At 39.5% G+C, this 21,800-nt stretch carries 21 protein-coding genes; 5 read left to right on the top strand and 16 right to left on the bottom strand.

The window, feature by feature from the left end; genetic code table 11:
• Positions 1–203: 203 nt before the first annotated feature.
• The 4 genes from Q1R07_RS13155 to Q1R07_RS13140 all read right to left on the bottom strand — a co-directional run bounded on the left by Q1R07_RS13155 (position 204) and on the right by Q1R07_RS13140 (position 4,864).
• On the bottom strand, positions 204–1,151 hold the full coding sequence (locus Q1R07_RS13155; RefSeq protein ID WP_300491078.1) for a tetratricopeptide repeat protein: 948 nt from the start codon (positions 1,149–1,151) through the stop codon (positions 204–206).
• Positions 1,152–1,418: 267 nt separating this feature from the next.
• A complete protein-coding gene (locus tag Q1R07_RS13150) occupies positions 1,419–3,392 on the bottom strand; it encodes a tetratricopeptide repeat-containing sensor histidine kinase (RefSeq protein WP_300491075.1) in 1,974 nt (657 codons plus the stop codon).
• Between the two features lie 173 nt (positions 3,393–3,565).
• Complete coding sequence (locus Q1R07_RS13145; RefSeq protein WP_300491072.1) at positions 3,566–3,817, bottom strand: hypothetical protein; 252 nt, start codon at positions 3,815–3,817, stop codon at positions 3,566–3,568.
• Positions 3,818–4,114: 297 nt separating this feature from the next.
• Positions 4,115–4,864 carry a LytTR family transcriptional regulator DNA-binding domain-containing protein gene (locus tag Q1R07_RS13140; RefSeq protein ID WP_300491069.1) on the bottom strand — a complete coding sequence of 250 codons (750 nt, stop codon included), beginning with the start codon at positions 4,862–4,864 and terminating at the stop codon, positions 4,115–4,117.
• Between the two features lie 61 nt (positions 4,865–4,925).
• On the opposite strand from Q1R07_RS13140, the gene Q1R07_RS13135 reads away from it, so the two are divergent.
• Together Q1R07_RS13135 and Q1R07_RS13130 are read left to right on the top strand one after the other, a co-directional pair.
• Positions 4,926–5,600: a response regulator gene (locus Q1R07_RS13135; protein ID WP_300491066.1), complete on the top strand. Its 675-nt coding sequence runs from the start codon at positions 4,926–4,928 to the stop codon at positions 5,598–5,600.
• Positions 5,601–5,674: 74 nt separating this feature from the next.
• Positions 5,675–6,379 carry a porin family protein gene (locus tag Q1R07_RS13130; protein WP_300491063.1) on the top strand — a complete coding sequence of 235 codons (705 nt, stop codon included), beginning with the start codon at positions 5,675–5,677 and terminating at the stop codon, positions 6,377–6,379.
• Here Q1R07_RS13130 and Q1R07_RS13125 read toward each other — a convergent pair.
• The 6 genes from Q1R07_RS13125 to Q1R07_RS13100 form a co-directional block, all read right to left on the bottom strand.
• Positions 6,374–6,988, bottom strand: coding sequence for a hypothetical protein (locus Q1R07_RS13125; RefSeq protein ID WP_300491060.1), 615 nt, complete (start codon positions 6,986–6,988; stop codon positions 6,374–6,376). The two genes, Q1R07_RS13130 and Q1R07_RS13125, sit on opposite strands and share 6 nt — an antisense overlap.
• A 27-nt stretch (positions 6,989–7,015) precedes the next feature.
• A complete protein-coding gene (rpoN, locus tag Q1R07_RS13120) occupies positions 7,016–8,479 on the bottom strand; it encodes an RNA polymerase factor sigma-54 (RefSeq protein WP_300491058.1) in 1,464 nt (487 codons plus the stop codon).
• A gap of 195 nt (positions 8,480–8,674) precedes the next feature.
• Entirely contained in the window at positions 8,675–10,108 is a 1,434-nt protein-coding gene (asnS, locus tag Q1R07_RS13115) for an asparagine--tRNA ligase (RefSeq protein WP_300491056.1), read from the bottom strand.
• A gap of 162 nt (positions 10,109–10,270) precedes the next feature.
• Positions 10,271–10,834, bottom strand: coding sequence for a ribosome recycling factor (gene frr / locus Q1R07_RS13110; RefSeq protein WP_300491053.1), 564 nt, complete (start codon positions 10,832–10,834; stop codon positions 10,271–10,273).
• A 24-nt stretch (positions 10,835–10,858) separates the two neighbouring features.
• Positions 10,859–11,566 (bottom strand): UMP kinase, encoded by a 708-nt coding sequence (gene pyrH / locus Q1R07_RS13105; RefSeq protein WP_300491050.1) that lies wholly within the window; start codon positions 11,564–11,566, stop codon positions 10,859–10,861.
• Between the two features lie 109 nt (positions 11,567–11,675).
• Positions 11,676–12,455, bottom strand: coding sequence for a patatin-like phospholipase family protein (locus Q1R07_RS13100; protein ID WP_300491047.1), 780 nt, complete (start codon positions 12,453–12,455; stop codon positions 11,676–11,678).
• 111 nt (positions 12,456–12,566) lie between these two features.
• Here Q1R07_RS13100 and Q1R07_RS13095 point away from each other — a divergent pair, with 111 nt between their 5' ends.
• Positions 12,567–13,169: a thioredoxin family protein gene (locus Q1R07_RS13095; RefSeq protein WP_300491045.1), complete on the top strand. Its 603-nt coding sequence runs from the start codon at positions 12,567–12,569 to the stop codon at positions 13,167–13,169.
• A gap of 29 nt (positions 13,170–13,198) precedes the next feature.
• On the opposite strand, the gene truB is transcribed toward Q1R07_RS13095, so the two are convergent.
• The 4 genes from truB to Q1R07_RS13075 are packed head-to-tail and all read right to left on the bottom strand — an operon-like array spanning position 13,199 to position 15,876.
• Positions 13,199–13,900 (bottom strand): tRNA pseudouridine(55) synthase TruB, encoded by a 702-nt coding sequence (gene truB, locus Q1R07_RS13090; RefSeq protein WP_300491042.1) that lies wholly within the window; start codon positions 13,898–13,900, stop codon positions 13,199–13,201.
• Positions 13,900–14,718 carry an undecaprenyl-diphosphate phosphatase gene (locus tag Q1R07_RS13085; RefSeq protein ID WP_300491039.1) on the bottom strand — a complete coding sequence of 273 codons (819 nt, stop codon included), beginning with the start codon at positions 14,716–14,718 and terminating at the stop codon, positions 13,900–13,902. The genes truB and Q1R07_RS13085 overlap by 1 nt, the downstream gene beginning before the upstream one ends.
• Positions 14,718–14,978: a DUF3098 domain-containing protein gene (locus tag Q1R07_RS13080; protein ID WP_300491036.1), complete on the bottom strand. Its 261-nt coding sequence runs from the start codon at positions 14,976–14,978 to the stop codon at positions 14,718–14,720. Before Q1R07_RS13080 ends, Q1R07_RS13085 begins: the two co-directional genes overlap by 1 nt.
• 22 nt (positions 14,979–15,000) lie before the next feature.
• On the bottom strand, positions 15,001–15,876 hold the full coding sequence (locus Q1R07_RS13075; protein ID WP_300491034.1) for a permease-like cell division protein FtsX: 876 nt from the start codon (positions 15,874–15,876) through the stop codon (positions 15,001–15,003).
• A 185-nt stretch (positions 15,877–16,061) separates the two neighbouring features.
• Between Q1R07_RS13075 and Q1R07_RS13070 the strand changes: the two genes are divergently transcribed.
• Positions 16,062–18,971: a class I tRNA ligase family protein gene (locus tag Q1R07_RS13070; RefSeq protein ID WP_300491032.1), complete on the top strand. Its 2,910-nt coding sequence runs from the start codon at positions 16,062–16,064 to the stop codon at positions 18,969–18,971.
• Positions 18,972–19,069: 98 nt separating this feature from the next.
• A complete protein-coding gene (locus Q1R07_RS13065; protein WP_300491030.1) occupies positions 19,070–19,765 on the top strand; it encodes a zinc metallopeptidase in 696 nt (231 codons plus the stop codon).
• A 54-nt stretch (positions 19,766–19,819) separates the two neighbouring features.
• Here Q1R07_RS13065 and Q1R07_RS13060 read toward each other — a convergent pair whose 3' ends face one another.
• Positions 19,820–20,290: an Lrp/AsnC ligand binding domain-containing protein gene (locus tag Q1R07_RS13060; RefSeq protein WP_136403967.1), complete on the bottom strand. Its 471-nt coding sequence runs from the start codon at positions 20,288–20,290 to the stop codon at positions 19,820–19,822.
• Between the two features lie 86 nt (positions 20,291–20,376).
• On the bottom strand, positions 20,377–21,729 hold the full coding sequence (locus tag Q1R07_RS13055) for a saccharopine dehydrogenase C-terminal domain-containing protein (protein WP_300491028.1): 1,353 nt from the start codon (positions 21,727–21,729) through the stop codon (positions 20,377–20,379).
• Between the last annotated feature and the right edge of the window lie 71 nt (positions 21,730–21,800).

Raw genomic sequence — 21,800 nt, 5'->3', positions numbered from 1 at the left:
AAGAAGCGTTCAGGATGGTAGTATGCGTAACCTAAACGGAACGCCTACCGCTACGGAAGAGGGTGTTTTAGCTTGTGGCTCATTACCCCGCTATGGTTTATAGGAGGAATGTCGGCGCAACGCAAGCAGAGGCAAGTACTAAGATTGTCTCCTCCTAAAAAAGTGACGAACTACTAGTCGATCTATTTTAGAAGGAGTATGATTTAATTCCAATTATTCTTTTGCATGATTTCAGTTAAATACTGCAATTTGTCTTCCCATAAATCGTCCGATTGCATTTGTTCCCGGAATTGCAGGATACTACTTTTGGCATTAACAACCGCATCCCGGTACCAAGGGAATTCTTCGGCTGTGGCGAATAATTTGACAACACCTTTTAGACTTTCTCCGCTTCGGATATACCAAAAAGCATGCTGACTTCTAAAATACGGGCAGTAATAAAACTCTTCCGCAACGCTATTCCAGATGGTTTCATCAGCCTCCGGAACCGACAGTATGGCGACAGCATAAACCGATGAGTTGATAATATCATTTTTAAAATCGACCAATTGTAGCACATTTATCTCATCACTTTTCCATTCGTTTCGCAAACTGTTTTCTAAAAGTTGCTGATAGATTTGATGCGCCTCCTCATGTTGGCCGGTTAAGTGAAAGGAATCCGCTAAAGCAATTTTTGCTTTTTTGTTGTCTCCATCCTGTTCCAGAGCCTTTTGTGCCAGTGCAATACTTTCGTCGAAGTTTAACAATATAAAATGACACTTCGCTAAGGATGCCAATATTTCAGGATCGCTATAATCTGCTTCGTTTAAATTGGCCGCGACAAATTGCAATGCTTTTTCGGGATAACGGTCAATCACAAAGCGTTCGATTACCTGTGCTTTCGGGATCCGGTGAAAATAAATTGAATCGAGTGCTGCAAAAATAACACCGCGTTTATCCCATGCCGATTGTATTCCTTTCCATTGGTTATAAGCACCTTCAAAAGCATGGGAAGGAGGAATTACATTCCCTTTTTGATCTTTGAATTCATATTCGACATCGCCATCCGTAACGCCGATATAGCGTTTTAATGCGTCTTCAAAGTCAATAGTGAAGGCTTTGTCTTCTACAATAGGAGTGCTTTTGCCAAATAATCCTTTAAAAAATGACATGTGATTGTTGTTTTGGTTGATCAAATAATAATTTTTTATAGCGATAGCTAAAAAGTATTGCTAAAGACAAATATATTGAAACTAATAATCTGTTTTACTGTTGGATATGATTTTACAAAATTTAAGTATTTTCCTATGTAAATTCAAATATTGTTTGTTTTGTAACAATGTGAATTGGAGTAAAAGATATTTCCTTCCTTGTTTTTCATTCAAAAAAAGAGGATGTGATGGAAGCCGACAGTAATATTACAATACTATCAGTACGATTTAGAGTGAGAAAATAGCTTCGATCTGCGTTCCTTTTCCAATACTGGATTTGATATTTAACTCGCCTTTTAGTGCCGTTATACGTTCGGTCATGTTTTTTATACCGATCCCTTTTTTGGCAACTTTTAGGTCAAAACCAGCGCCATCATCACTTACGATTAGTTGTAGTTTACCGGTTTCGGTAAGTGTAATGGTTACGAACGCGTTTTTGGCATTCGCATATTTGTTGATGTTCAGGATGCCTTCCTGTACGATACGGTAGATGTTGATCTTGGTTGTATTCGGAACCGTATTCCAGTCAATGTTTTCGTCAATTTCATAGTGGAAATCCGTGGTGTTAATATTTTCCTGATTCTTGATCAGAAAACTTAGCAGTTCGGTAAAATTGCGCTCTTCAAAATAGGAGTTTTTGGTTAGGTCGTGCGAAATTGTACGGATTTCCTTTTCAATATTCTGAAGTTCCAGAATGTATTCTTTTCGTTTTTCCGTTGCCTTTTCATCGGCTTTATTATTAAAAAATCCAAGGTTCATTCGAACACCATAGATCTTATTCATAATATTATCGTGCAATTCCATGGCAATCCGGGTCTTTTCCTCTTCTTTGGCGGTATTGACTTTTTCCTGTTGTTCTACAAGCAGGTGGTAGATTTCTTCGTTGGCTTCCTGTTGTTGTTGGATTAGCTGAAGTTCTTTGTTTTTGGCTTTTAAATGGCGGATAATCCCTAAAGCGGTTACCACAAAAATAAAAAAGGCCGCACCAAGTAATATATACAGATTTCGTTTGGTTAAAACTTCGTTTTCTTCTTCCAATCGTTCCGTTTCGTAGGCAATACGGGCATACTTGTTACGGGTTGCACGTTCCTTTTTCTGTAAACTGTCGCTCACGGCAATATATTCATCGGAATACTGCTGACTTCTACTGGTGTCAATTTTGGACAGGAGTTTTAAACAACGCAATAGTTCGTAATAACTTTTGGTGTCATTAGCGAGCTGGTAACTTTCTTTAAGCGTTACGATCGACTGCAAAGTGTCTTTTTGGATGAGGTAAAATTCGCCCAACTGTACCTTACTATACGCAACACCGGCCTGATTTCCCAAGCTGTCACGAAGATGAATCGATTCGTAAAACATCTCTTTCAGATCTTTAAAATCACCGGCTTTCATTTTGGAATACGCAAGATTGCTAAGCGTCGCAGCATAATATTCCGGGAAAAGTTTACGAAGGTCTTTAATCGCGATAATCTTTTGGAATTGTTTGATCGCTTTTTGATGCTCTCCGATTTTATCGTACATATAACCGATATTGTTCAGTGTTGGGATATAATATCCAAGAATCACTTTTGGATCGGTTTCTTTAAGTTTGAGTTTGTCGTATTCCTTTAACGCCAGTTCGTGGTATTTCAGGGCGCCATTAAAATCGTTTAATCCCTGAAGGGAATTGGCAAGAATGTTATAAGCACTATAAGTAAGCTTATAATTTCCGGATTTATTGAGCAATTGTAACGATTTACTGGCCTCGATTTCACTTTCGATGTAGTTGCCCTCACTGTAAAGGATACCGCCTTTATACAATAGCATACGACCAACGTTTTCGGTGTCTTTTATACGACGGTATATTTTTTCGGCCTGAAGATAGTAATAGAAAGCACTATCTTTTTTTATCGGTTCATAGCAATCGCCAATATAGTAAAGTGCTTTTGCAGTGGCAACGCTATCTTTGGCGTCATTAGCCAGGTTAAAGGCTTCTTCACTGATGATTCTGGAGGTGTGAAAATCGTTGAGGCGATAAAACTCATCCGCCAACTGAAAATGAAAATTTCGTGTGATGGAATCGTTTTTGCGAAGCGAAATTTCGTGAAAAATCGAATCCAGTACTGCTTTCTTTTTCGATAGGGATTTCTGATTGTTGTTCGCGTCTTTGAACAGCGCATTTATTTTTTTATCCGAAACAGCAATGTCACTTTTTTTGTTCATCTCACAGGAGAACATCAGAAAACAAAGGATAAGACAAAATATAAATTTCGATGTCGGGGCGTTCAAAATCGTTGCGAATTAGGGATTGTTCAAAAATAATATAAAAAACCTAGGCAATATAAGTTAATATCGCAACTTATATTGCCTAGGCCGAAAAAATGTTTCGTTTTGTATTATCTTTTTGGAGGGTTAAGTGTACCACCTCCGTTATCGTCAAGATTAGGACTAATAGGCTCTGTATTCGAGTTTGGAGTATAGCTCGGAAGCATACTTGTAGAATCGGCAGCAGTACCACGCATCATATCGTCATTAGTATTGAATTTTCGGGCACTGGTTTCTTGTGTTACATCATACTCATCCGTTGAACATGAAAATGTTAATCCGCCAACAATGATAAGTGTCAAAATAAAAAGAGCTTTTTTCATAAAAAAATATTTTAATGTTAAGAAATGGGGTCGCTACAACATTTTTGTGGTGTAGTGGTATTTGATTTGTTTTTTTTGCTGAAAGTTGGGATTACTTACCAGTATTACTAAAGATGTCATGTGTCCATGTTCCCTCATCTTAGTAATTGTTTAAAGCTTTAAATTGTTCCGTCATTATTACAGTTACAAAATTAGATAAGGAACAAGCTGTTTTGGTAATCATTAATCGTGTATTTAGTGGTTGTAAGGCGTTTGTTAGTGGATGCATCATTTTTACGTGTAAACAATAGGTTTTTGCTAAGATGAAATTCGCCTTATAATGGTATCGATGTTATCTTTATACGATTTGGAGAAAGGTATGGAAATTTCATTATTATTTAAATAACATTTCAATTTTCCCAAATGTATACGGGAAACATAATTAATATTTACTATCGAACTGTTGTGTACCCTTAGAAAGTAGAAAGGAAGTAAACTTTCAAAATGTTTTAGCGTTTTGTAGGCACTCACTTTCTGACCGGAGCTAAGGTAAATATCGGTGGTATTATTGTCGGCTTTTAAATGCGTAATGTCTTTTAAATGGACAAATTGATAATCACCGTACGATTTTACACAAATAGTTTCTGGTTCTTTAACCGGATTTTTTTTCTGAAAGCGAAGCAGGCATTTTCGTAACTCGCTCTGGCTTAAAGGTTTTAAAAGGTAATCCGAAACCCCTTTTTTAATAGCTTCAAATGCATGACTTTCATCAGAAGTAAGTACCACAAAATAGGGTAATTCTTCCAGAAATTCGTTTAGTTCGGATAAAATAGCGAACGACAAATCCGAATCCGGTTTTTTAGAAGCAATTTCAATGAACACCAGTTTTGGTTTTAATTCCAATATCCGGTTAATGGCTTCTTCTTTAGTCTTAATCACACCAAGGCAAAGAAAGTCTTCAAAATCTTCAAAAACTTCCAAAATGTTCTTGGCTACCTTCTCATCGTCATCGATTAGCAAAAACGGATAATGCACAACTTTAATTTTAGTGCAAGCTATTACTTTCATCTGAAATTGTTTTACGGATATTCCGTACTTTTTCGTTAGATTTGTAATAGAAAAAAATTGTATGGCCAAAGAAATAAATATTCTGTTAGTAGATGATCATCCAATGACGTTAGATGGTTATATCAACCTGCTTTCCGAATTTAATACCGAAGAACTGACGCTTAATTTTACAACGGCTCATAATTGTACGGCAGCCTATACGACTATTATGAACTTTTCCCGGTTAAAAAAGGATATCGACTTTGCTTACCTGGATATTAGTTTGCCGCCTTATAAAGAAATGAACATCGAATCCGGAGTGGATTTGGCACTGTTGATTCGCGAGAAATTTCCAAAGTGTAAAATTGCGCTGTTAACGATGCACAACGAACCGGTACTGATCGATAAGATTATGAACAAGGTAAATCCGGAGGCTTTTATTTCGAAATGTGACGTCAACTTTGAAATGTTTCCAAACGTTTTTGAGAAAATTTACGGAGGCGAAACCTTTGCCAGTCATACGATTTCCAATGCCTTGAAAGAGCTAATGATGAAAAACATCAAATGGGATTCGATCGATAGTCAGATCCTGTTGTTGATTTCTCAAGGTGTGAAAACGGCCGATCTTCCAAACTATATTCCGTTGTCGATGAGTGCACTGGAAAAACGTAAAGCCAATATCAAAAGTCAGTTGCTGCGTTCCAAAGGCGGCGACAAAGAGTTGATCGAAGAAGCCAAAAAGATCGGACTGATTTAAACGATTAAAAGATTCCGGACAATAAATAAAAGTAAAGCTAGTTTTTACTACTTTAGTACAGAAATAAGTAAAGTATGATTAAAGTTGGCCTGCTATATCTCTTATTAATCCTTCCCGTTGGTCTTTGGGCGCAAACCGAAGAAACGGTCAAAAAAGAAGAAGAAAAGAAAGTTGTCGTAGTAGACTCGCTATACCGGGAAGATCAGTTTTATATCAGTATTGCTTATAATTTAGTGCGAAACAGTCCGCGTGGCTTTTCGCAAAACTCTTTTTCACTGGGACTTAGTGCCGGTATTCTCCGCGATATTCCACTAAACGATAAACGTACTTTTGCCATAGCGCCGGGTATTGGTTATTCATTTAACAGTCTTCGTCAAAACATGAAAATTGAAGAAATAGACGGTATTGCCAATTACTCCATCAGTTCCGATTTCGAAAAAAATAAACTGGAAATGCATTATCTGGACATTCCGATAGAAGTGCGTTGGCGTACATCGACACCGGAAAGTCATAAATTCTGGAGGATCTATTCCGGATTTAAGTTTAGTTACCTGCTCTATAGTAAATCGGTGTATACCGGAAGTACCGAAAAAATCAAAGTATTTAATAATTCCGATCTGAATAAAATCCAATACGGACCTTATGTTGGAATTGGATATAATACGTTTAATGCTTACGCGTATTATGGATTAAACCCATTGTTTAAATCGGGTGAGATCGATGGTGAAAGAATTAAAATGAATGTTTTTAGCTTTCTGGTGATTTTCTACATTCTATAACCAGAAATACCACAATCCGATTTGCGGTAAAGCGCCAACCAGTATTCCGATGACAATCTCTTTCATCGAATGGGCGTTCATATACAAACGGGACGACGCGACAATTCCGATACTGCATATCGAAAAAGCAATCAGGTTTACAAACCGGATATGGTAATGCATCGAAATCCCAATGATAAAAAGAGTTATGCCAACAATGCCAACCATATGCAAACTGGCTTTAAAATGGAAGAGTAGTAGGACTAAAGCGATAACTGAACTGATCAAAGCGCCCAAAAAGAAAAAATACAACTCCGGTATCGGAAGCATTGTAAGCGAATGTTCGATCAGTACCAGAAAAAACATAGCCTGAAAAGCCAGAGGTAAGCGACGCTCTTTTTTCTCCGATAACATAATCCCCGAACGGATTAATCCGAGTGATTTTAATAGAAAATAAGTCGACACCGGTAAAAATAACGTCAGAATAACCACCTGAAACAGGATCAGGTAGATTTCATGCGGATAAAAATAATTCCGGGTAACAAAAAAATAAAACAACGCGGCATAAACCGAAATAAACAGCGGATGTAACAAATAAGAAAATAACGGGAAAATCTTTTTGAAATCCATGGTGTCGCTTGGTTTTATGACGGGCAATTATATTTTTTTTCGCATACGCGCTACCGGAATATCCAGTTGTTCGCGGTATTTGGCAATCGTTCTTCGGGCAATCGGATAGCCTTTTTCTTTTAATATTTCCGCCAGTTTATCGTCTGGAAGTGGCTTACTTTTGTCTTCCTCTTCGATTACATTCTGCAAAATCTTTTTGATTTCGATGGTCGAAACATCTTCACCCTGATCGTTTTTCATTGCTTCCGAAAAGAATTCCTTGATCAGTTTTGTGCCGTAAGGTGTTTCAACATATTTACTGTTGGCCACACGGGAAACGGTCGAAATATCCAAACCAACCATATCAGCGATGTCTTTTAAGATCATCGGTTTTAGCTTGGTTTCATCACCATCAAGAAAATATTCCTGTTGGTAATGCATGATCGCGTTCATCGTCACAAATAAGGTTTCGTTACGCTGTTTGATGGCGTCGATAAACCATTTGGCCGAATCCAGTTTTTGTTTGATAAACTGCACGGCATCTTTTTGGGAATTCGATTTTTCACGCGATTCCTTATAGGTTTGCAGCATTTCCTGATAATCTTTGGAAACGTGTAATTCCGGTGCATTTCTTCCGTTTAGGGAAAGCTCCAGTTCACCGTCGATCAGGCGGATCGAAAAATCCGGAACCACATGTTCTACGGTACGGGAATTCGTATCGAACGAACCACCCGGTTTCGGGTTTAGTTTTTCAATTTCGTCGATCGCCTTGCGGAGTTGTTCCTGCGAGATATCGTATTTCTGAAGTAATTTGTCGTAATGTTTTTTGGTAAACGCATCAAACTGGTTTTCGAGTATGTCGATCGCAAGTTCGATGGCTTCGGTTGGCGTTTTATGGCGAAGTTGTAATAACAAACATTCCTGTAGATCGCGCGCGCCAACACCCGACGGTTCCAATTCATGGATAATATTTAGAATGCGCTCCACATTTTGCTCGTCGGTATAAATTCCCTGCGTAAAAGCCATATCGTCTACGATATCCTGAATATCACGTCGGATATATCCCATATCATCAATACTTCCAACTAAAAACTCGGCAATTTCGCGTTCGCTGTCGGAAAGAATAAACGTATTCAACTGGTTGATTAAATCCTGATGAAAACTCACCGGTGCGGCAAACGGAAGACTGCGATCTTCATCGTCGTCGCTATAATTATTGGCTTGTAATTTATAATCGGGCGTTTCATCGTTACTCAAATACTCGTCGATATTGATCTCGTCGGCATCAATGCGTTCGTTGTCATAATCGTCGTATTCGTCATAGCTATCATCTTCATAATCATCATGCTCCAAAGTATCCTCTTTTCCGGTTTCCAAAGCCGGATTTTCCACAAGTTCTTCCTTAAGACGTTGTTCAAAAGCCTGTGTAGGCAATTGAATCAACTTCATCAGTTGGATTTGCTGAGGCGATAGCTTTTGCGATAATTTGAGCTGTAAATGTTGTTTAAGCATTTTTGTATTGTGTATTCGGTTTTGGGTTAATCCAGAGCTGTGGGATACAGCTATAATAAAGTAACCTTTGCCAAATTATTATTTTCAAAAATAAAAAAAATTCGGCAAAGGTTAGTATAAGTTTAGCAGGTACTGCGATGTGAAACCGAAATTAACACATTTTCAGTGTGACCTGACTGATAAACGATTCCAGAATTAGAATTCAGCGTTTTGCGGAGTTCTTGGGAATGGAATTACATCACGGATATTTGACATTCCGGTTACGAACAATACCAGTCTTTCGAAACCAAGTCCGAAACCACTGTGAACGGCCGTTCCGAAGCGACGGGTATCCAGATACCACCACAATTCTTTTTCATCGATTCCAAGGTCGGCGATCTTTTGTAATAAGACATCCAGACGCTCTTCCCGTTGTGATCCACCTACGATTTCTCCGATTCCAGGGAATAGGATGTCCATAGCGCGAACCGTTTTTCCATCTTCGTTCAAACGCATATAGAATGCTTTTATTTTTGCCGGGTAATCAAATAAAATTACCGGACATTTAAAGTGTTTCTCTACAAGGTAACGCTCGTGCTCACTTTGTAAATCGGCACCCCATTCGTCGATGATATAGTTGAATTTTTTGTTTTTATTTGGTTTGGAGCTTTTCAGGATATCAATAGCTTCCGTATAGCTTACGCGTTTGAAGTTATTGTCCATTACAAAGCTTAATTTTTCCAATAACGGCATTTCGCTTCTTTCGGCCTGTGGTTTTGATTTCTCCTCATCCAGTAAACGTTGCTCTAAGAATTTCAGATCATCACCACATTTGTCTACCGTATATTTGATCACATATTTGATAAAATCTTCGGCCAGATCCATGTTATCTGCCAGGTTGTTAAACGCTACTTCCGGTTCGATCATCCAGAACTCGGCCAAATGGCGTGAAGTATTCGAATTTTCAGCTCTGAAAGTTGGTCCGAAAGTATAAATCTGACCTAAAGCCATCGCATAGGTTTCTCCTTCCAACTGACCGGATACGGTTAAATTGGTTTCCTTTCCGAAGAAATCTTCTTTAAAGTTAACCTGACCTTCTTCCGTTCTTGGCGTACCGTCGAAAGGCAATGCGGTAACGCGGAACATTTCTCCGGCACCTTCAGCATCCGATCCGGTGATGATAGGCGTATTTACATAGAAAAATCCTTTTTCCTGGAAATATTGGTGTACGGCAAATGATAAAGTCGAACGTACGCGCATAATCGCTCCGAATGCATTGGTTCGGATTCGTAAATGGGCATTTTCACGTAAAAACTCCAACGAGTGTTTTTTCGGTTGCATCGGGTATTTTTCCGGATCGGAATCACCTAAGATTTCCAGTTTGGTTACCTGGATTTCCACCGTTTGTCCCGCACCCTGACTTTCTACCAATGTACCGGTAACACTCACAGCTGCACCGGTTGTGATTCGTTTTAGGATGTCATCCGGAGTATTTTCAAAATCAACAACACACTGAATATTATTTATCGTAGAACCGTCATTCAACGCGATAAACTGATTATTTCTAAATGTTCTAACCCAACCTTTTGCTTTTACTTCATGCAATGTCTTCGTACCGTTTAGCAGGTCCTTAACTTTAGTGTGCTTCATTGTAATGATTTTTATATTGATTTTAAGTGAAAAAAAAATTTGCAATGCCCGCAAAGGTAATAAAAAGCCTGTCAAAAAGATAGCTTCTTATTTTAATTTAAAATGAAAATAGGTTTGCAAATCCGTTCTAATAAAAAATCCGCTGTTGAGCGGATCTTTTACTTATACTTTCATGATTTCGGCTTCTTTTGCAACCAAAGCCTCGTCAATCTTTTTAATGTAAATGTCCGTTAATTTCTGAACGTCTTCTTCGGCACTTTTACAGATATCCTCGGACGTTCCGTCTTTTTCTAATTTTTTGATATCGGTATTCGCTTCTTTACGGGAATTTCGGATACTGATTTTGGCATCTTCCGCTTCTGCTTTTGCTTGTTTTACCAGGTCGCGACGACGCTCTTCGGTTAGTGCAGGAACGCTGATGATGATATTGTCACCATTATTCATCGGATTAAAACCAAGATTGGCAATCATAATCGCTTTTTCGATAGGCTGTAACATGTTTTTCTCCCATGGCGTAACGGTAATCGTACGCGCATCCGGTGTATTTACATTGGCAACCTGCGAAAGTGGCGTCTGAGATCCGTAATAATCTACAAAAACACCACCTAACATCTGAGGTGTTGCTTTTCCGGCACGGATGTTCAGAAATGCTTTTTCAAGGTGATCCATAGAACCGTTCATGGATTCTTTTGTACTATCTAAAATAAAATTAATTTCTTCGGTCATGATACTAATTTTTATAATTCAAAATTAAATATTTACTGTTGTTCCAACAGTTTCTCCTTCACAAACTTTTAATAAATTACCTTCTTTGTTCATGTCGAAAACAATAATTGGCAATTCGTTTTCCTGACTTAACGTGAAAGCGGTAGTGTCCATTACATTCAATCCTTTTTTCAATACATCGTCAAAAGAAATATAATCGAATTTCACGGCATTGGCATCTTTTTCCGGATCGGCAGTATATACACCGTCTACGCGGGTACCTTTCAGGATTACATCGGCATTAATTTCCACACCTCTTAAAACAGCTGCGGTATCGGTTGTAAAATACGGGTTACCGGTTCCGGCACCGAAGATTACGATTCGTCCTTTTTCAAGATGACGTACCGCTCTTCTTTTGATATACGGTTCGGCAATAGCCTCAATTTTCAAAGCAGTTTGTAAACGGGTTTGCATTCCGGCTTCTTCCAAAGCGCCTTGTAGCGCCATTCCGTTGATAACGGTCGCCAGCATTCCCATATAATCCCCCTGAACTCTATCCATTCCGTTACTGGCTCCGGCTACACCTCTGAAAATATTTCCACCTCCGATAACAACAGCGATTTCAACACCTTTGTCATGGATTTGTTTGATTTCAGCAGCATATTCGGCTAACCTTTTCGGATCAATACCATATTGGCGTTCTCCCATTAAAGCTTCACCACTTAGTTTCAAAAGAATTCTTTTGTATTTCATTGCAAGTTTTGTTTAGTGGTGCAAATATAGTTATTATCTGTTTTTTTAAAACGAAGTCCGTAAATATTTCTTAAACAAGCCGGGAGCGCCCAAAGAATAAGGATTGGGTTTATAATTTCAATTCGAGATACGATTTCTTTGCGGCCTCATATCCGATATTAAAAATCGCTTCCATCCGGATTTTGTTGGTTTCGAAAGTGCTAAAAATGGATAATTCTTCCGGTTCGATTACCCAGTCACAGTTGTTAAATTTCTGCATATTCGAATTGGCTGAAAGCAGATCGAAAGCACGGGTAGTCACCGCTTTTATAGAGGAGAGGTCTTTGGCTTCGATTTTCTGAATCGGACTCACATAGACACCAATCAGCGTATCGCAGCGACCCTGCAGTACATCGGTTGGGAAATGATTTAAAATACCACCGTCACTATAAATATTGCCTTTAATTTCATAGGGTGACATTACGCCCGGGAAAGAGGAGGAAGCAAGAATGGCATCGACAATCTTGGTGTCGGGGCTAAAAATTTTTAGTTTCCCTTTTACCATATCGGTAGCCGTAATATGGGTTTGTATTTTCAGATCGCCTAAAGTAGCGTCTTCAAAAATGGAACTGAAATACTTTTTAAAGGATTCCGAATCGATCAACCCGGCTTTTTTTAACGTAAAGTGTTTCCAGTGGAAAAAATAAATCGACTTAAAAAATTCCAAAATCTCTTCGGGTGATTTCCCCCAGGCATATAAGGTTCCGATAATCGAACCGGCACTGGTTCCGGCAATATGGATTGGCCGTATGTTTTTTTCTTCTAAAAATTTTATCGCTCCGGCATGCGCCAGTCCTTTGGTTCCGCCACCGGAAAGGATCAGTCCGATTGACTTCGTTTGTAAATCCATCTTTATTGTAAAAAGATAAAGTTACACTTTTTGTCCATTGGATTGTTACTTTTGTTACTTTTTAATGCGGGCATTTGCGCTAACTTTGCACCGCATACTAAACAAAGTGAAATGGAAATGTATATTGAAGAAAGTCTGAAAAGAAGTCATTCGTATCAGGAATATAGAGACTTGGTGACGAAATTGCTAAAAGAAGGAAAATCGACCGGAGCGGAACAATCGGATGATTTATTGCATTATAGTGAATTAAATGAAGTCCGAATGAACCGTTTGGAGAAAACAATACCGGTTCCGAATGTTATTGGTGAAGGATTGAAAAACATCGAAAAAAAATACATTTGGTTGGTGCTTACGGAAGGTTGGTGCGGTGATGCGGCTCAGATTGTACCGGTATTGCATAAAATGGAATTGCAGGCACCCAATATTGAAATGAAATTGGTATTCCGGGATGAAAATGAGGAATTGATGCAAAAATTCCTGACCAACGGAGGAAAGGCAATTCCGAAACTAATCGTTCTGGATGCGGAAACAAAGGAGGTAAAAGCCGATTGGGGACCACGTCCGCACGGAGCGAAACAGTTGATACTGGATTATAAAGCACAACACGGTGTAATCGACGAAACAGCGAAAACCGATTTACAAAAATGGTATTTAAAAGACAAAGGGTTGTCGACCCAAAAAGAACTGCTTGACCTGATGCAAGGATTACAATAACGAAAAAGGTACTCAATTGAGTACCTTTTTTATTTTGGTGTAACCGAATCTTCGAAATCGGTGACTATCATAGCGCCTTCAACGGAATAATCTCCGATTTTAGTGCGTCGTAATGCAGTTAAGTGCGCTCCGGATTGTAACGCGATTCCATAATCATACGCCAGTGAACGGATATAGGTTCCTTTGCTGCAAACCACCCGGAAATCCACTTCGGGAAGCGCAATACGGGTAATTTCAAACTCATGGATAACCGTTTTTCGGGCGGCGATTTCAACTTCTTCACCTTTACGAGCGTGTTCGTACAACCGTTTTCCATCCTTTTTTATGGCAGAAAAGACCGGTGGTTTTTGGTCGATTTCACCTAAAAATTGAGGAATGGTTTTATAAAGTAATTCTTCTGTAATATGATCGGTTGGGAATGTAGCGTCGATTTCGGTTTCCAGATCGTATGACGGCGTTGTGGCACCAATATGGAAGGTTCCGGTGTATTCTTTGATCATTCCTTGTAATTCCGGAATGCGTTTGGTGAATTTACCGGTACATACGATTAGTAATCCCGTGGCCAACGGATCGAGCGTTCCGGCATGGCCAACCTTGATTTTTTTTAAACCCAGGTGTTTTTTTAACGACCATTTAATTTTGTTTACGGCCTGAAAAGACGACCATTGTAACGGTTTATCAATTAGAAGAACCTGGCCTTCCTGATACTGTTCTGCGGTTAAGGGATCCATTATTTAGCGGAATAAAAATAGAGTAACAAACCAATTCCAACTACAATCCGGTACCAACCCCAAAATTTAAAACCGTATTTGGTAAGCACATTAATAAACGTTTTTACAGCAACCAAAGCGACGATAAAAGCCACAACATTTCCGATGATAAAAAAAGTAATGTGATCCTGATCTTGTAAAATCATTTCATAACCTTTCATTTCGGTGGCGGTTCCTTTTCCCCATGTTTTTACAAAAATGGAATAAACCGTCACGGCCAACATGGTTGGAACGGCCAGAAAGAACGAAAACTCAGCGGCAGCTTTTCGGCTTAAACCCTGTGCCATTCCTCCGATTATCGAAGCAGCCGAACGCGAAGTTCCGGGCATCATCGCCAGACATTGCCAAAAGCCTATCGCAATACCATTCTTGATTGTAATATCTTTTTCGTCTAATACCGTTGGGTTTTTAAACCATTTGTCGGCAAATAATAAAACCACTCCGCCGATAACCAAAACAGACGATATGGCAATCTGATTTCCTAAAACGGCTTCAATTTTATCGTCGAAAAAGTATCCCAAAACCAAGGCTGGGATTACGGCAAACGCCAGTTTAAAGTAAAAAGTAAGATTGGTGAAATCGAAAAACTTTTTCCAGTATAACACTACAATCGAAAGAATAGCGCCAAACTGAATGGAAACCTGAAACATTTTTAGAAATTCCGATTCTTCCATACCCATTAAAGCGGCCGTAAAGCCCATATGTGCGGTAGAAGAAATCGGTAAATATTCGGTTAGTCCTTCGACTATGGCAATGATAAGTGCTTGTAATAAATCCATTAATCGTTCAGGCTATTGTCCTTTTTTGGGTTTTTTAAAATGGCATAAATGGTAATTCCAAAACCGATTAGTACAACGGTTGGCGCCAGTTTGATACGTCTGAAATCAAAAATATCGGTACTGAATACATTCGGATCGTTACTGCCACCACCGGACATTAGTATAAAGCCTAGGGCGATTACGGCCAGTCCGATAAAAAGGATTTTATAGTTGCTGCTTTCAAAAAGAAAGTCGTGTTTGTGCTTGTTTTCGTTTTCCATTATGGTATTGAATTGATGATTTTTAATATAAATCGTCGGTTCTTAAATTTAAAAAGCGTTGTGTTGCAAAAAACGTACTGATCCAGGTAATGATAATTCCTACTATTAGTACGCCGGCCAAAACAATTCCAGTCGACAGGTAATCGGTTGCGATACCAAGGCTTGGGAACATTCCGTCAACATAATAAACCAGCCCGATTAAAGCAATAATTGCCAATCCGGAACCGATTAATCCCAGTTTGATACTTCTCCAGATAAACGGCTTGCGGATAAACGATTTTGTCGCGCCAACCATCTGCATGGTTTTAATAATAAAACGGTTCGAATGAATCGAAAGGCGAAGTGAACTGTTGATCAGTAACATAGCTACAAAAGCCAGTACGCCACTAACGATTAAAATCCAAAACGTAATTTTCTTTACGTTTTCATTTACCAGATCCACTAATTGTTTGTCGTAGATTACCTCGGTAACCATCGGGTTTTTACGGATATTGCTTTCGATTTCCTTAATACTGTCGGAAACCACATAATTTCCTTTTAGGTGGATGTCATATGAATTCTGAAGCGGGTTAAAGCCCAAAAACTCCATAAAATCCTCACCAATAATATCTTTGTGTTTTTTAGCTGCGTCGTCTTTGGAAACAAAGGACTGGTCTTTTACATAATTTGAAGCGGTTAGCTGGGTGCCGAACGCTTTTAAAATACTGTCGTTTGCCTGATCGTTAAAATAAACCGACATTGGGATATTTTCTTTAAAATCGTTGGAAATCTTTTCAGAATTGATAACAAAAAGCCCCAATGCTCCCAACAGGAATAACACTAGGAAAATACTTAAAATAACCGAAAAATAGGAAGAAATAAGTCTGCGTTTTTGATACTTTTCAAAAGATGTAGCCATAGAATCTGATTTAAGCCGTAAAAATAAGAAAGAAAATTGTTTTTAAGGTTTATAACGCTCAAAGTTTTAACTTTCTTATAATATAATGTAAATTTGCCTGCCCGAAAATGATACCCTATATTCGGGATTCAAAAAAGGAATACTAAAACAGGAAGATTATCCGGTAATTATAGCAATTCAGAGCAATGAAGTACAATCCAAATCAAATTGAAGCCAAATGGCAAAAGTACTGGTCCGAAAACCAGACCTTTAAAGCAGCGAACGATTCCGCGAAGCCAAAGTATTTTGTGTTAGACATGTTTCCGTATCCATCGGGAGCGGGACTGCATGTTGGACATCCGCTGGGCTATATCGCGTCTGATATTTATGCGCGCTACAAACGCCACAAAGGATTCAATGTGTTACATCCGCAGGGATATGACAGCTTCGGATTGCCGGCCGAGCAATATGCCATTCAAACCGGGCAGCATCCTGAAAAAACAACCAAAGAAAACATCGCCCGTTACCGCGAGCAATTGGATAAAATCGGATTTTCATTCGACTGGAGCCGCGAAGTGCGTACTTCCAATCCGGACTATTACAAATGGACGCAATGGATTTTTATTCAATTATTCAATTCCTGGTATAACAACGACAGCGACAAAGCCGAAGATATCAGTACGCTAACCGCTATTTTTGAAAAAGAAGGAAATGCAACGGTAAATGCGGTATGCGATGATGCCATCGTACCGTTTACAGCGGCACAATGGAATGCTTTTACGAAAGAAGAAAAAGAAAAAATCTTGTTGCAATACCGCTTGACGTATTTGGCGGAAACCGAAGTAAACTGGTGTCCGGCGTTGGGAACGGTATTGGCGAATGATGAAATTATAAACGGTGTATCCGAACGTGGTGGTCACCCGGTGATCCGTAAAAAGATGACCCAGTGGAGTATGCGTATTTCGGCTTATGCCGAGCGTTTGCTACAAGGATTGGAAACCATCGACTGGAGCGAAAGTATTAAGGAAAGTCAGCGGAACTGGATCGGGAAATCGGTTGGAGCTGCGGTGACGTTTAACTTAAAAGGACACGACGAAAAAGTAGATGTTTTTACCACGCGTCCTGATACGATCTTCGGTGTTACGTTTATGACGTTAGCACCGGAACACGAATTGGTCGCTAAAATCACAACACCGGAACAAAAACAAGCGGTGGATGCGTATATCGAAGCTACGGCAAAACGTAGTGAAAGAGATCGTATGGCCGATGTTAAAACCATTTCGGGCGTATTTACCGGAGCCTATGCCGAACATCCGTTTACCAAAGAACCGATCCCGGTTTGGATTGGCGATTATGTATTGGCAGGTTACGGAACCGGAGCGGTAATGGCGGTACCATGTGGTGACGAACGGGATTATGCGTTTGCAAACCACTTTAATATTCCAATTAAGAATATCTTCGAAGGCGTGGATATTTCGGAAGAAGCCTATTCAGACAAAGAAAATACCATTATAGCCGATTCAGATTTTCTGAATGGTCTAAATTATAAAAAAGCAACCCAAAAAGCGATTGAAGCTTTGGAGCAATTGGGACAAGGAAAAGGTAAAACCAACTATCGTTTGCGCGATGCGGTATTCTCCAGACAACGTTATTGGGGCGAACCATTCCCGGTATATTATGTAAATGATTTGCCGCAAATGATCGAAACGGAGCATTTGCCGATCGTATTACCGGAAGTGGAAAAATACCTGCCAACCGAAGACGGGCAACCGCCATTAGGAAACGCAACGGTTTGGGCCTGGGACACTGCCAACCATAAAGTGGTGAGCAATGATTTGATTGATCATGTAACGGTATTTCCATTGGAATTAAACACCATGCCAGGTTGGGCGGGAAGCTCGTGGTATTGGATGCGTTATATGGATGCGCACAATAGTGAAGCTTTTGCTTCGGAAGATGCCTTGAAATATTGGGAAAATGTCGACTTGTATATCGGAGGAAGCGAACATGCAACCGGTCACTTGTTGTATTCCCGTTTTTGGAATAAATTCTTAAAAGACAAAGGATTTGCACCAACGGAAGAGCCGTTTAAAAAATTGATCAATCAAGGGATGATTTTGGGAACCAGTGCGTTTGTATATCGTTTTACGATTGGAACAGACGTATTGTTCGCGTCCAAGAATTTTATTGTTGAAAAAGACGGACAACCGGGTGTTTATGTAGCATTCGATAGCGCTCAAAATAAATATGTAATCACGGAACAGGAAGCGGATTTTGTACCGGTATTAAAAATCCATGCCGATGTGAATCTGGTAAATGCTTCGGATGAATTGGATATCGATGCGTTTAAAAACCACGCGTTATATCAGGATTATAAAAATTCGCAGTTTATTACAAACGAAAACGGTAAATATATTGTAGGTCGCGAAGTGGAAAAAATGTCCAAATCGAAATACAATGTGGTTAATCCGGATGATATTTGTGAACAATACGGAGCCGATACGCTGCGCTTGTACGAAATGTTCTTAGGTCCATTGGAACAGGCAAAACCGTGGAATACGGCCGGTATTACCGGAGTTTCCGGATTTTTGAAAAAATTATGGCGTTTGTATTTTGACGATAACGGACTGATTGTAACCGATAACGAACCGGGCAAAGAAGCCTTAAAAACCCTACATAAAACGATTAAAAAGGTGCAGGAAGATATCGAGAACTTCTCGTTTAATACATCTGTATCCGGATTTATGATCGCAGTAAACGAATTGTCTGCGGCTAAATGTAACGAACGCGCTATTTTAGAGCCGTTAGCCATTCTGATTTCACCTTATGCACCGCATATCGCAGAAGAATTATGGCAGGCATTAGGAAATGAGGGTTCGATTTCGCAGGTGTCCTTCCCGGAATTCGATGCGAAACACTTAGTGGAAAGCAGTAAAGAATATCCGGTGTCTTTTAATGGTAAAATGCGATTTAAAATCGAATTGCCAATGGATCTGACAGCAGCCGAAATCGAAAAAATCATTTTGGAAGACGAACGTACGATTGCACAGCTAAACGGGAACGCACCGAAAAAAGTGGTGATTGTACCGGGCAAGATTATCAATTTAGTAGGATAATTCACCTGACAAAATAGCATATTTTGTTAACGGAACGCTAATTGGCGCACAGTTTGCTATTCTTTTTGGTATATTAGAAAACTAAAAAGAGAGAGAACATGTTAGGATATTATGTTTTATTAGGAGCGATAGCTTTAGTAAGCTGGATTGTTAGTAACAGGCTAAAGAGTAAATTCGAAGAATACTCGAAAATACATTTGCGCAACGGGATGTCCGGAGCGGAAATAGCCGAAAAAATGCTGGCAGACAACGGAATTTACGACGTAAAAGTTATTTCAACTCCGGGACGTTTAACCGACCATTATAATCCGGTTGATAAAACGGTAAACCTGAGTGAAGCCGTATACAACCAACGTAATGCGGCAGCGGCAGCAGTAGCGGCTCACGAATGTGGACACGCGGTACAACACGCCACGGCCTATAGTATGTTGCAAATGCGTTCTAAAATGGTGCCGATTGTTAACGTAGCTTCCGGAATGTCGCAATGGTTAATCATTGGTGGTTTAATTCTGGGCGCGGCGGCCAAAGTAGGATTCGGATTTTACATCGCTATTTTGGGATTGATCTTAATGGGTGTTGCAACGGCATTTAGCTTTATCACGTTACCGGTGGAATACGATGCTAGTAACAGAGCGTTAGCCTGGTTGAAAAACAAAAACATGTTAAGTCAGCAGGAGTATGCCGGAGCCGAAGATGCCTTAAAATGGGCGGCCAGAACCTATGTGGTAGCGGCTATCGGTGCATTGGCATCCTTATTATACTGGGCTTTCCAGGTTTTTGGGAGAAGAGACTAAAAAACGATTTAATACGATAAAAAAATCCGGTGCTTTTGCTCCGGATTTTTTGTTTTATAACTGTATTTGACGTTCGATTTGCTGATCCAGGGAGATAAACGTTTCCGTTCGGGAAACGCCTTCAATAGCCTGGATTTTTTTGTTGAGCAATTGCATCAGGTGTTCGTTATCATGACAAATCAATTTGATCAAAATACTCCAGTTTCCGGTAGTATAATGACATTCCAATACTTCCGGTATCTTTTTTAATTCCCGAACGGCTTCCGGATTTCGGGATGCTTTGTCCAGATAAATACCCACAAAGGCCATTGTGCTGTATCCTAATATCTTGTGACTTACGGTAAAACGGGAACCGGTTATTACACCAGCCTGTTCCAGTTTTCGCAATCGTTGGTGAATGGCCGCACCGGAAATTCCAATCTTACTGGCAATTTGTAATATCGGTTTTCGGGCATCTTCCATCAGGTAGCGCAAGATCTCCTTATCGATACCGTCCATTTCAACTTGTAAGGAATTAAGCTTCATTTGAAATAAATTTACAGCTAAAGTTACAAAATGAAATAGAAATTGAAATAAAAAAAGCCTGATTTTCGAAAATCAGGCTTTTGCTATTATTTGTATCCTTTGTACGGAACGTCTTTTTCTTTAAAAATAACACCGTATTCTTCCAGTTCTTTTAAAATCGGAAGGTAAACCTCTTTGTTTAGCGGAAGCTGTACACCCGGCGTTGTAATATTTCCGTTTAGGATTTGTAACGTAGCCATGGCAACCGGTAATCCAACGGTTTTTGCCATGGAAGTATAGGTCTGATCGTCGCCAATACATACCATTGTAGCGTCAATTTGTTTCTTTTCGCCGTTTACTTCATAGCCAAATTTGTGGTACATCACGATCATATCTTTGTCGTCCGGTTCCAAAGTCCAGCTATCGGTTAAGATTTTTTCAAGAATCTGAGCCGGAGAAGCATTTTTCAGTCCGATGATTTTGTTGGCATTAAACAAATCCAATTCCAGTAATTTGTCCCAAACCACATCATCCTGATCGATTTTTAAAATATGACGCAATTTGATTTCCACGGAATCCGTAGGGTGATACGGTAAAAACAAATTCACAAACTCACGGTAATTCATTGTTTCAGAATTATCGATCGCATACGAATCGTCGGTCATTCCCAACTGTACAAACATATCCCAGGCTCTGGAATATCCTACGCGTCGGATCGTTCCACGGAAAACCGTCAAAGCATTGTCCAATCCGTAAACGCTTCTGTATTTTAAAGAATCGCGGTTGGCATAGCCTTCAAAGCGACCGTAACCTTCCACTTCCAAAAATTCGGTTCTTCTAAAAAGTTTGTGGTACGGGATATATTTATAGGTGCCTTCCTGAATAAACTTCGCAGCGCCACCCTGTCCGGCCAAAACTACGTTACGCGGATTCCAGGTGAATTTATAATTCCATAGGTTGGTGTCCGATTCCGGAGCTACCAATCCGCCGCAAAACGATTCGAAAAGAATTACATTTCCGTTTTTTTCGCGGATTTCATCCAGTACTTTCATCGCGCTCATATGATCGATTCCTGGATCTAATCCGATTTCGTTCATAAAAACAAGATTATTGGCAATCGCGGCTTCGTTTAGTTCCTGCATCGCATCCGAAATATAAGATGCGGTAACCATATGTTTTTTATAGGTAATACAGTCTTTGGCTACTTCAATATGTAAAAAAGCCGGAAGCATAGAAATTACGATATCGGCTTTCTGAATTTCCGCTTTGCGTTGTGCTTCGTTGTGGATGTCGAATGCAATAGCAGTGGCTCTGGGATGGTTGTTGGTTTTCTTTTGTGCTAATTCTAAAGATAAATCGCCGATGGTAAGGTGTAAATTTTCCTGCTCCGATTTATCCAGTAAATATTTTATGAGCGACGAAGCCGAGCGACCGGCTCCGATAATTAAAATATGTCTCATGCTGGTTGTTTGTTTTAAAAAGTCTACGAAAATAAGAATTTGTTATTTTCTTTAAAAATATAAAAGATGAT

Source organism: Flavobacterium sp., assembly GCF_030146175.1.
GTDB lineage: Bacteria > Bacteroidota > Bacteroidia > Flavobacteriales > Flavobacteriaceae > Flavobacterium.
Note: the sequence above shows the minus strand (reverse complement) of the source record. Positions and strands in the feature narration are given on the sequence as shown.

Coding starts and splice junctions, on each gene's coding strand:
- Q1R07_RS13075 (WP_300491034.1), bottom strand. CDS start 15,876: ATGGCTACATCTTTTGAAAAGTATCAAAAACGCAGACTTATTTCTTCC.
- pyrH (WP_300491050.1), bottom strand. CDS start 11,566: ATGAAATACAAAAGAATTCTTTTGAAACTAAGTGGTGAAGCTTTAATG.
- truB (WP_300491042.1), bottom strand. CDS start 13,900: ATGGATCCCTTAACCGCAGAACAGTATCAGGAAGGCCAGGTTCTTCTA.
- Q1R07_RS13085 (WP_300491039.1), bottom strand. CDS start 14,718: ATGGATTTATTACAAGCACTTATCATTGCCATAGTCGAAGGACTAACC.
- Q1R07_RS13070 (WP_300491032.1), top strand. CDS start 16,062: ATGAAGTACAATCCAAATCAAATTGAAGCCAAATGGCAAAAGTACTGG.
- Q1R07_RS13150 (WP_300491075.1), bottom strand. CDS start 3,392: ATGAACAAAAAAAGTGACATTGCTGTTTCGGATAAAAAAATAAATGCG.
- Q1R07_RS13125 (WP_300491060.1), bottom strand. CDS start 6,988: ATGGATTTCAAAAAGATTTTCCCGTTATTTTCTTATTTGTTACATCCG.
- Q1R07_RS13140 (WP_300491069.1), bottom strand. CDS start 4,864: ATGAAAGTAATAGCTTGCACTAAAATTAAAGTTGTGCATTATCCGTTT.
- Q1R07_RS13095 (WP_300491045.1), top strand. CDS start 12,567: ATGGAAATGTATATTGAAGAAAGTCTGAAAAGAAGTCATTCGTATCAG.
- Q1R07_RS13080 (WP_300491036.1), bottom strand. CDS start 14,978: ATGGAAAACGAAAACAAGCACAAACACGACTTTCTTTTTGAAAGCAGC.
- Q1R07_RS13060 (WP_136403967.1), bottom strand. CDS start 20,290: ATGAAGCTTAATTCCTTACAAGTTGAAATGGACGGTATCGATAAGGAG.
- rpoN (WP_300491058.1), bottom strand. CDS start 8,479: ATGCTTAAACAACATTTACAGCTCAAATTATCGCAAAAGCTATCGCCT.
- Q1R07_RS13100 (WP_300491047.1), bottom strand. CDS start 12,455: ATGGATTTACAAACGAAGTCAATCGGACTGATCCTTTCCGGTGGCGGA.
- Q1R07_RS13155 (WP_300491078.1), bottom strand. CDS start 1,151: ATGTCATTTTTTAAAGGATTATTTGGCAAAAGCACTCCTATTGTAGAA.
- Q1R07_RS13130 (WP_300491063.1), top strand. CDS start 5,675: ATGATTAAAGTTGGCCTGCTATATCTCTTATTAATCCTTCCCGTTGGT.
- frr (WP_300491053.1), bottom strand. CDS start 10,834: ATGACCGAAGAAATTAATTTTATTTTAGATAGTACAAAAGAATCCATG.
- Q1R07_RS13065 (WP_300491030.1), top strand. CDS start 19,070: ATGTTAGGATATTATGTTTTATTAGGAGCGATAGCTTTAGTAAGCTGG.
- Q1R07_RS13135 (WP_300491066.1), top strand. CDS start 4,926: ATGGCCAAAGAAATAAATATTCTGTTAGTAGATGATCATCCAATGACG.
- Q1R07_RS13145 (WP_300491072.1), bottom strand. CDS start 3,817: ATGAAAAAAGCTCTTTTTATTTTGACACTTATCATTGTTGGCGGATTA.
- Q1R07_RS13055 (WP_300491028.1), bottom strand. CDS start 21,729: ATGAGACATATTTTAATTATCGGAGCCGGTCGCTCGGCTTCGTCGCTC.
- asnS (WP_300491056.1), bottom strand. CDS start 10,108: ATGAAGCACACTAAAGTTAAGGACCTGCTAAACGGTACGAAGACATTG.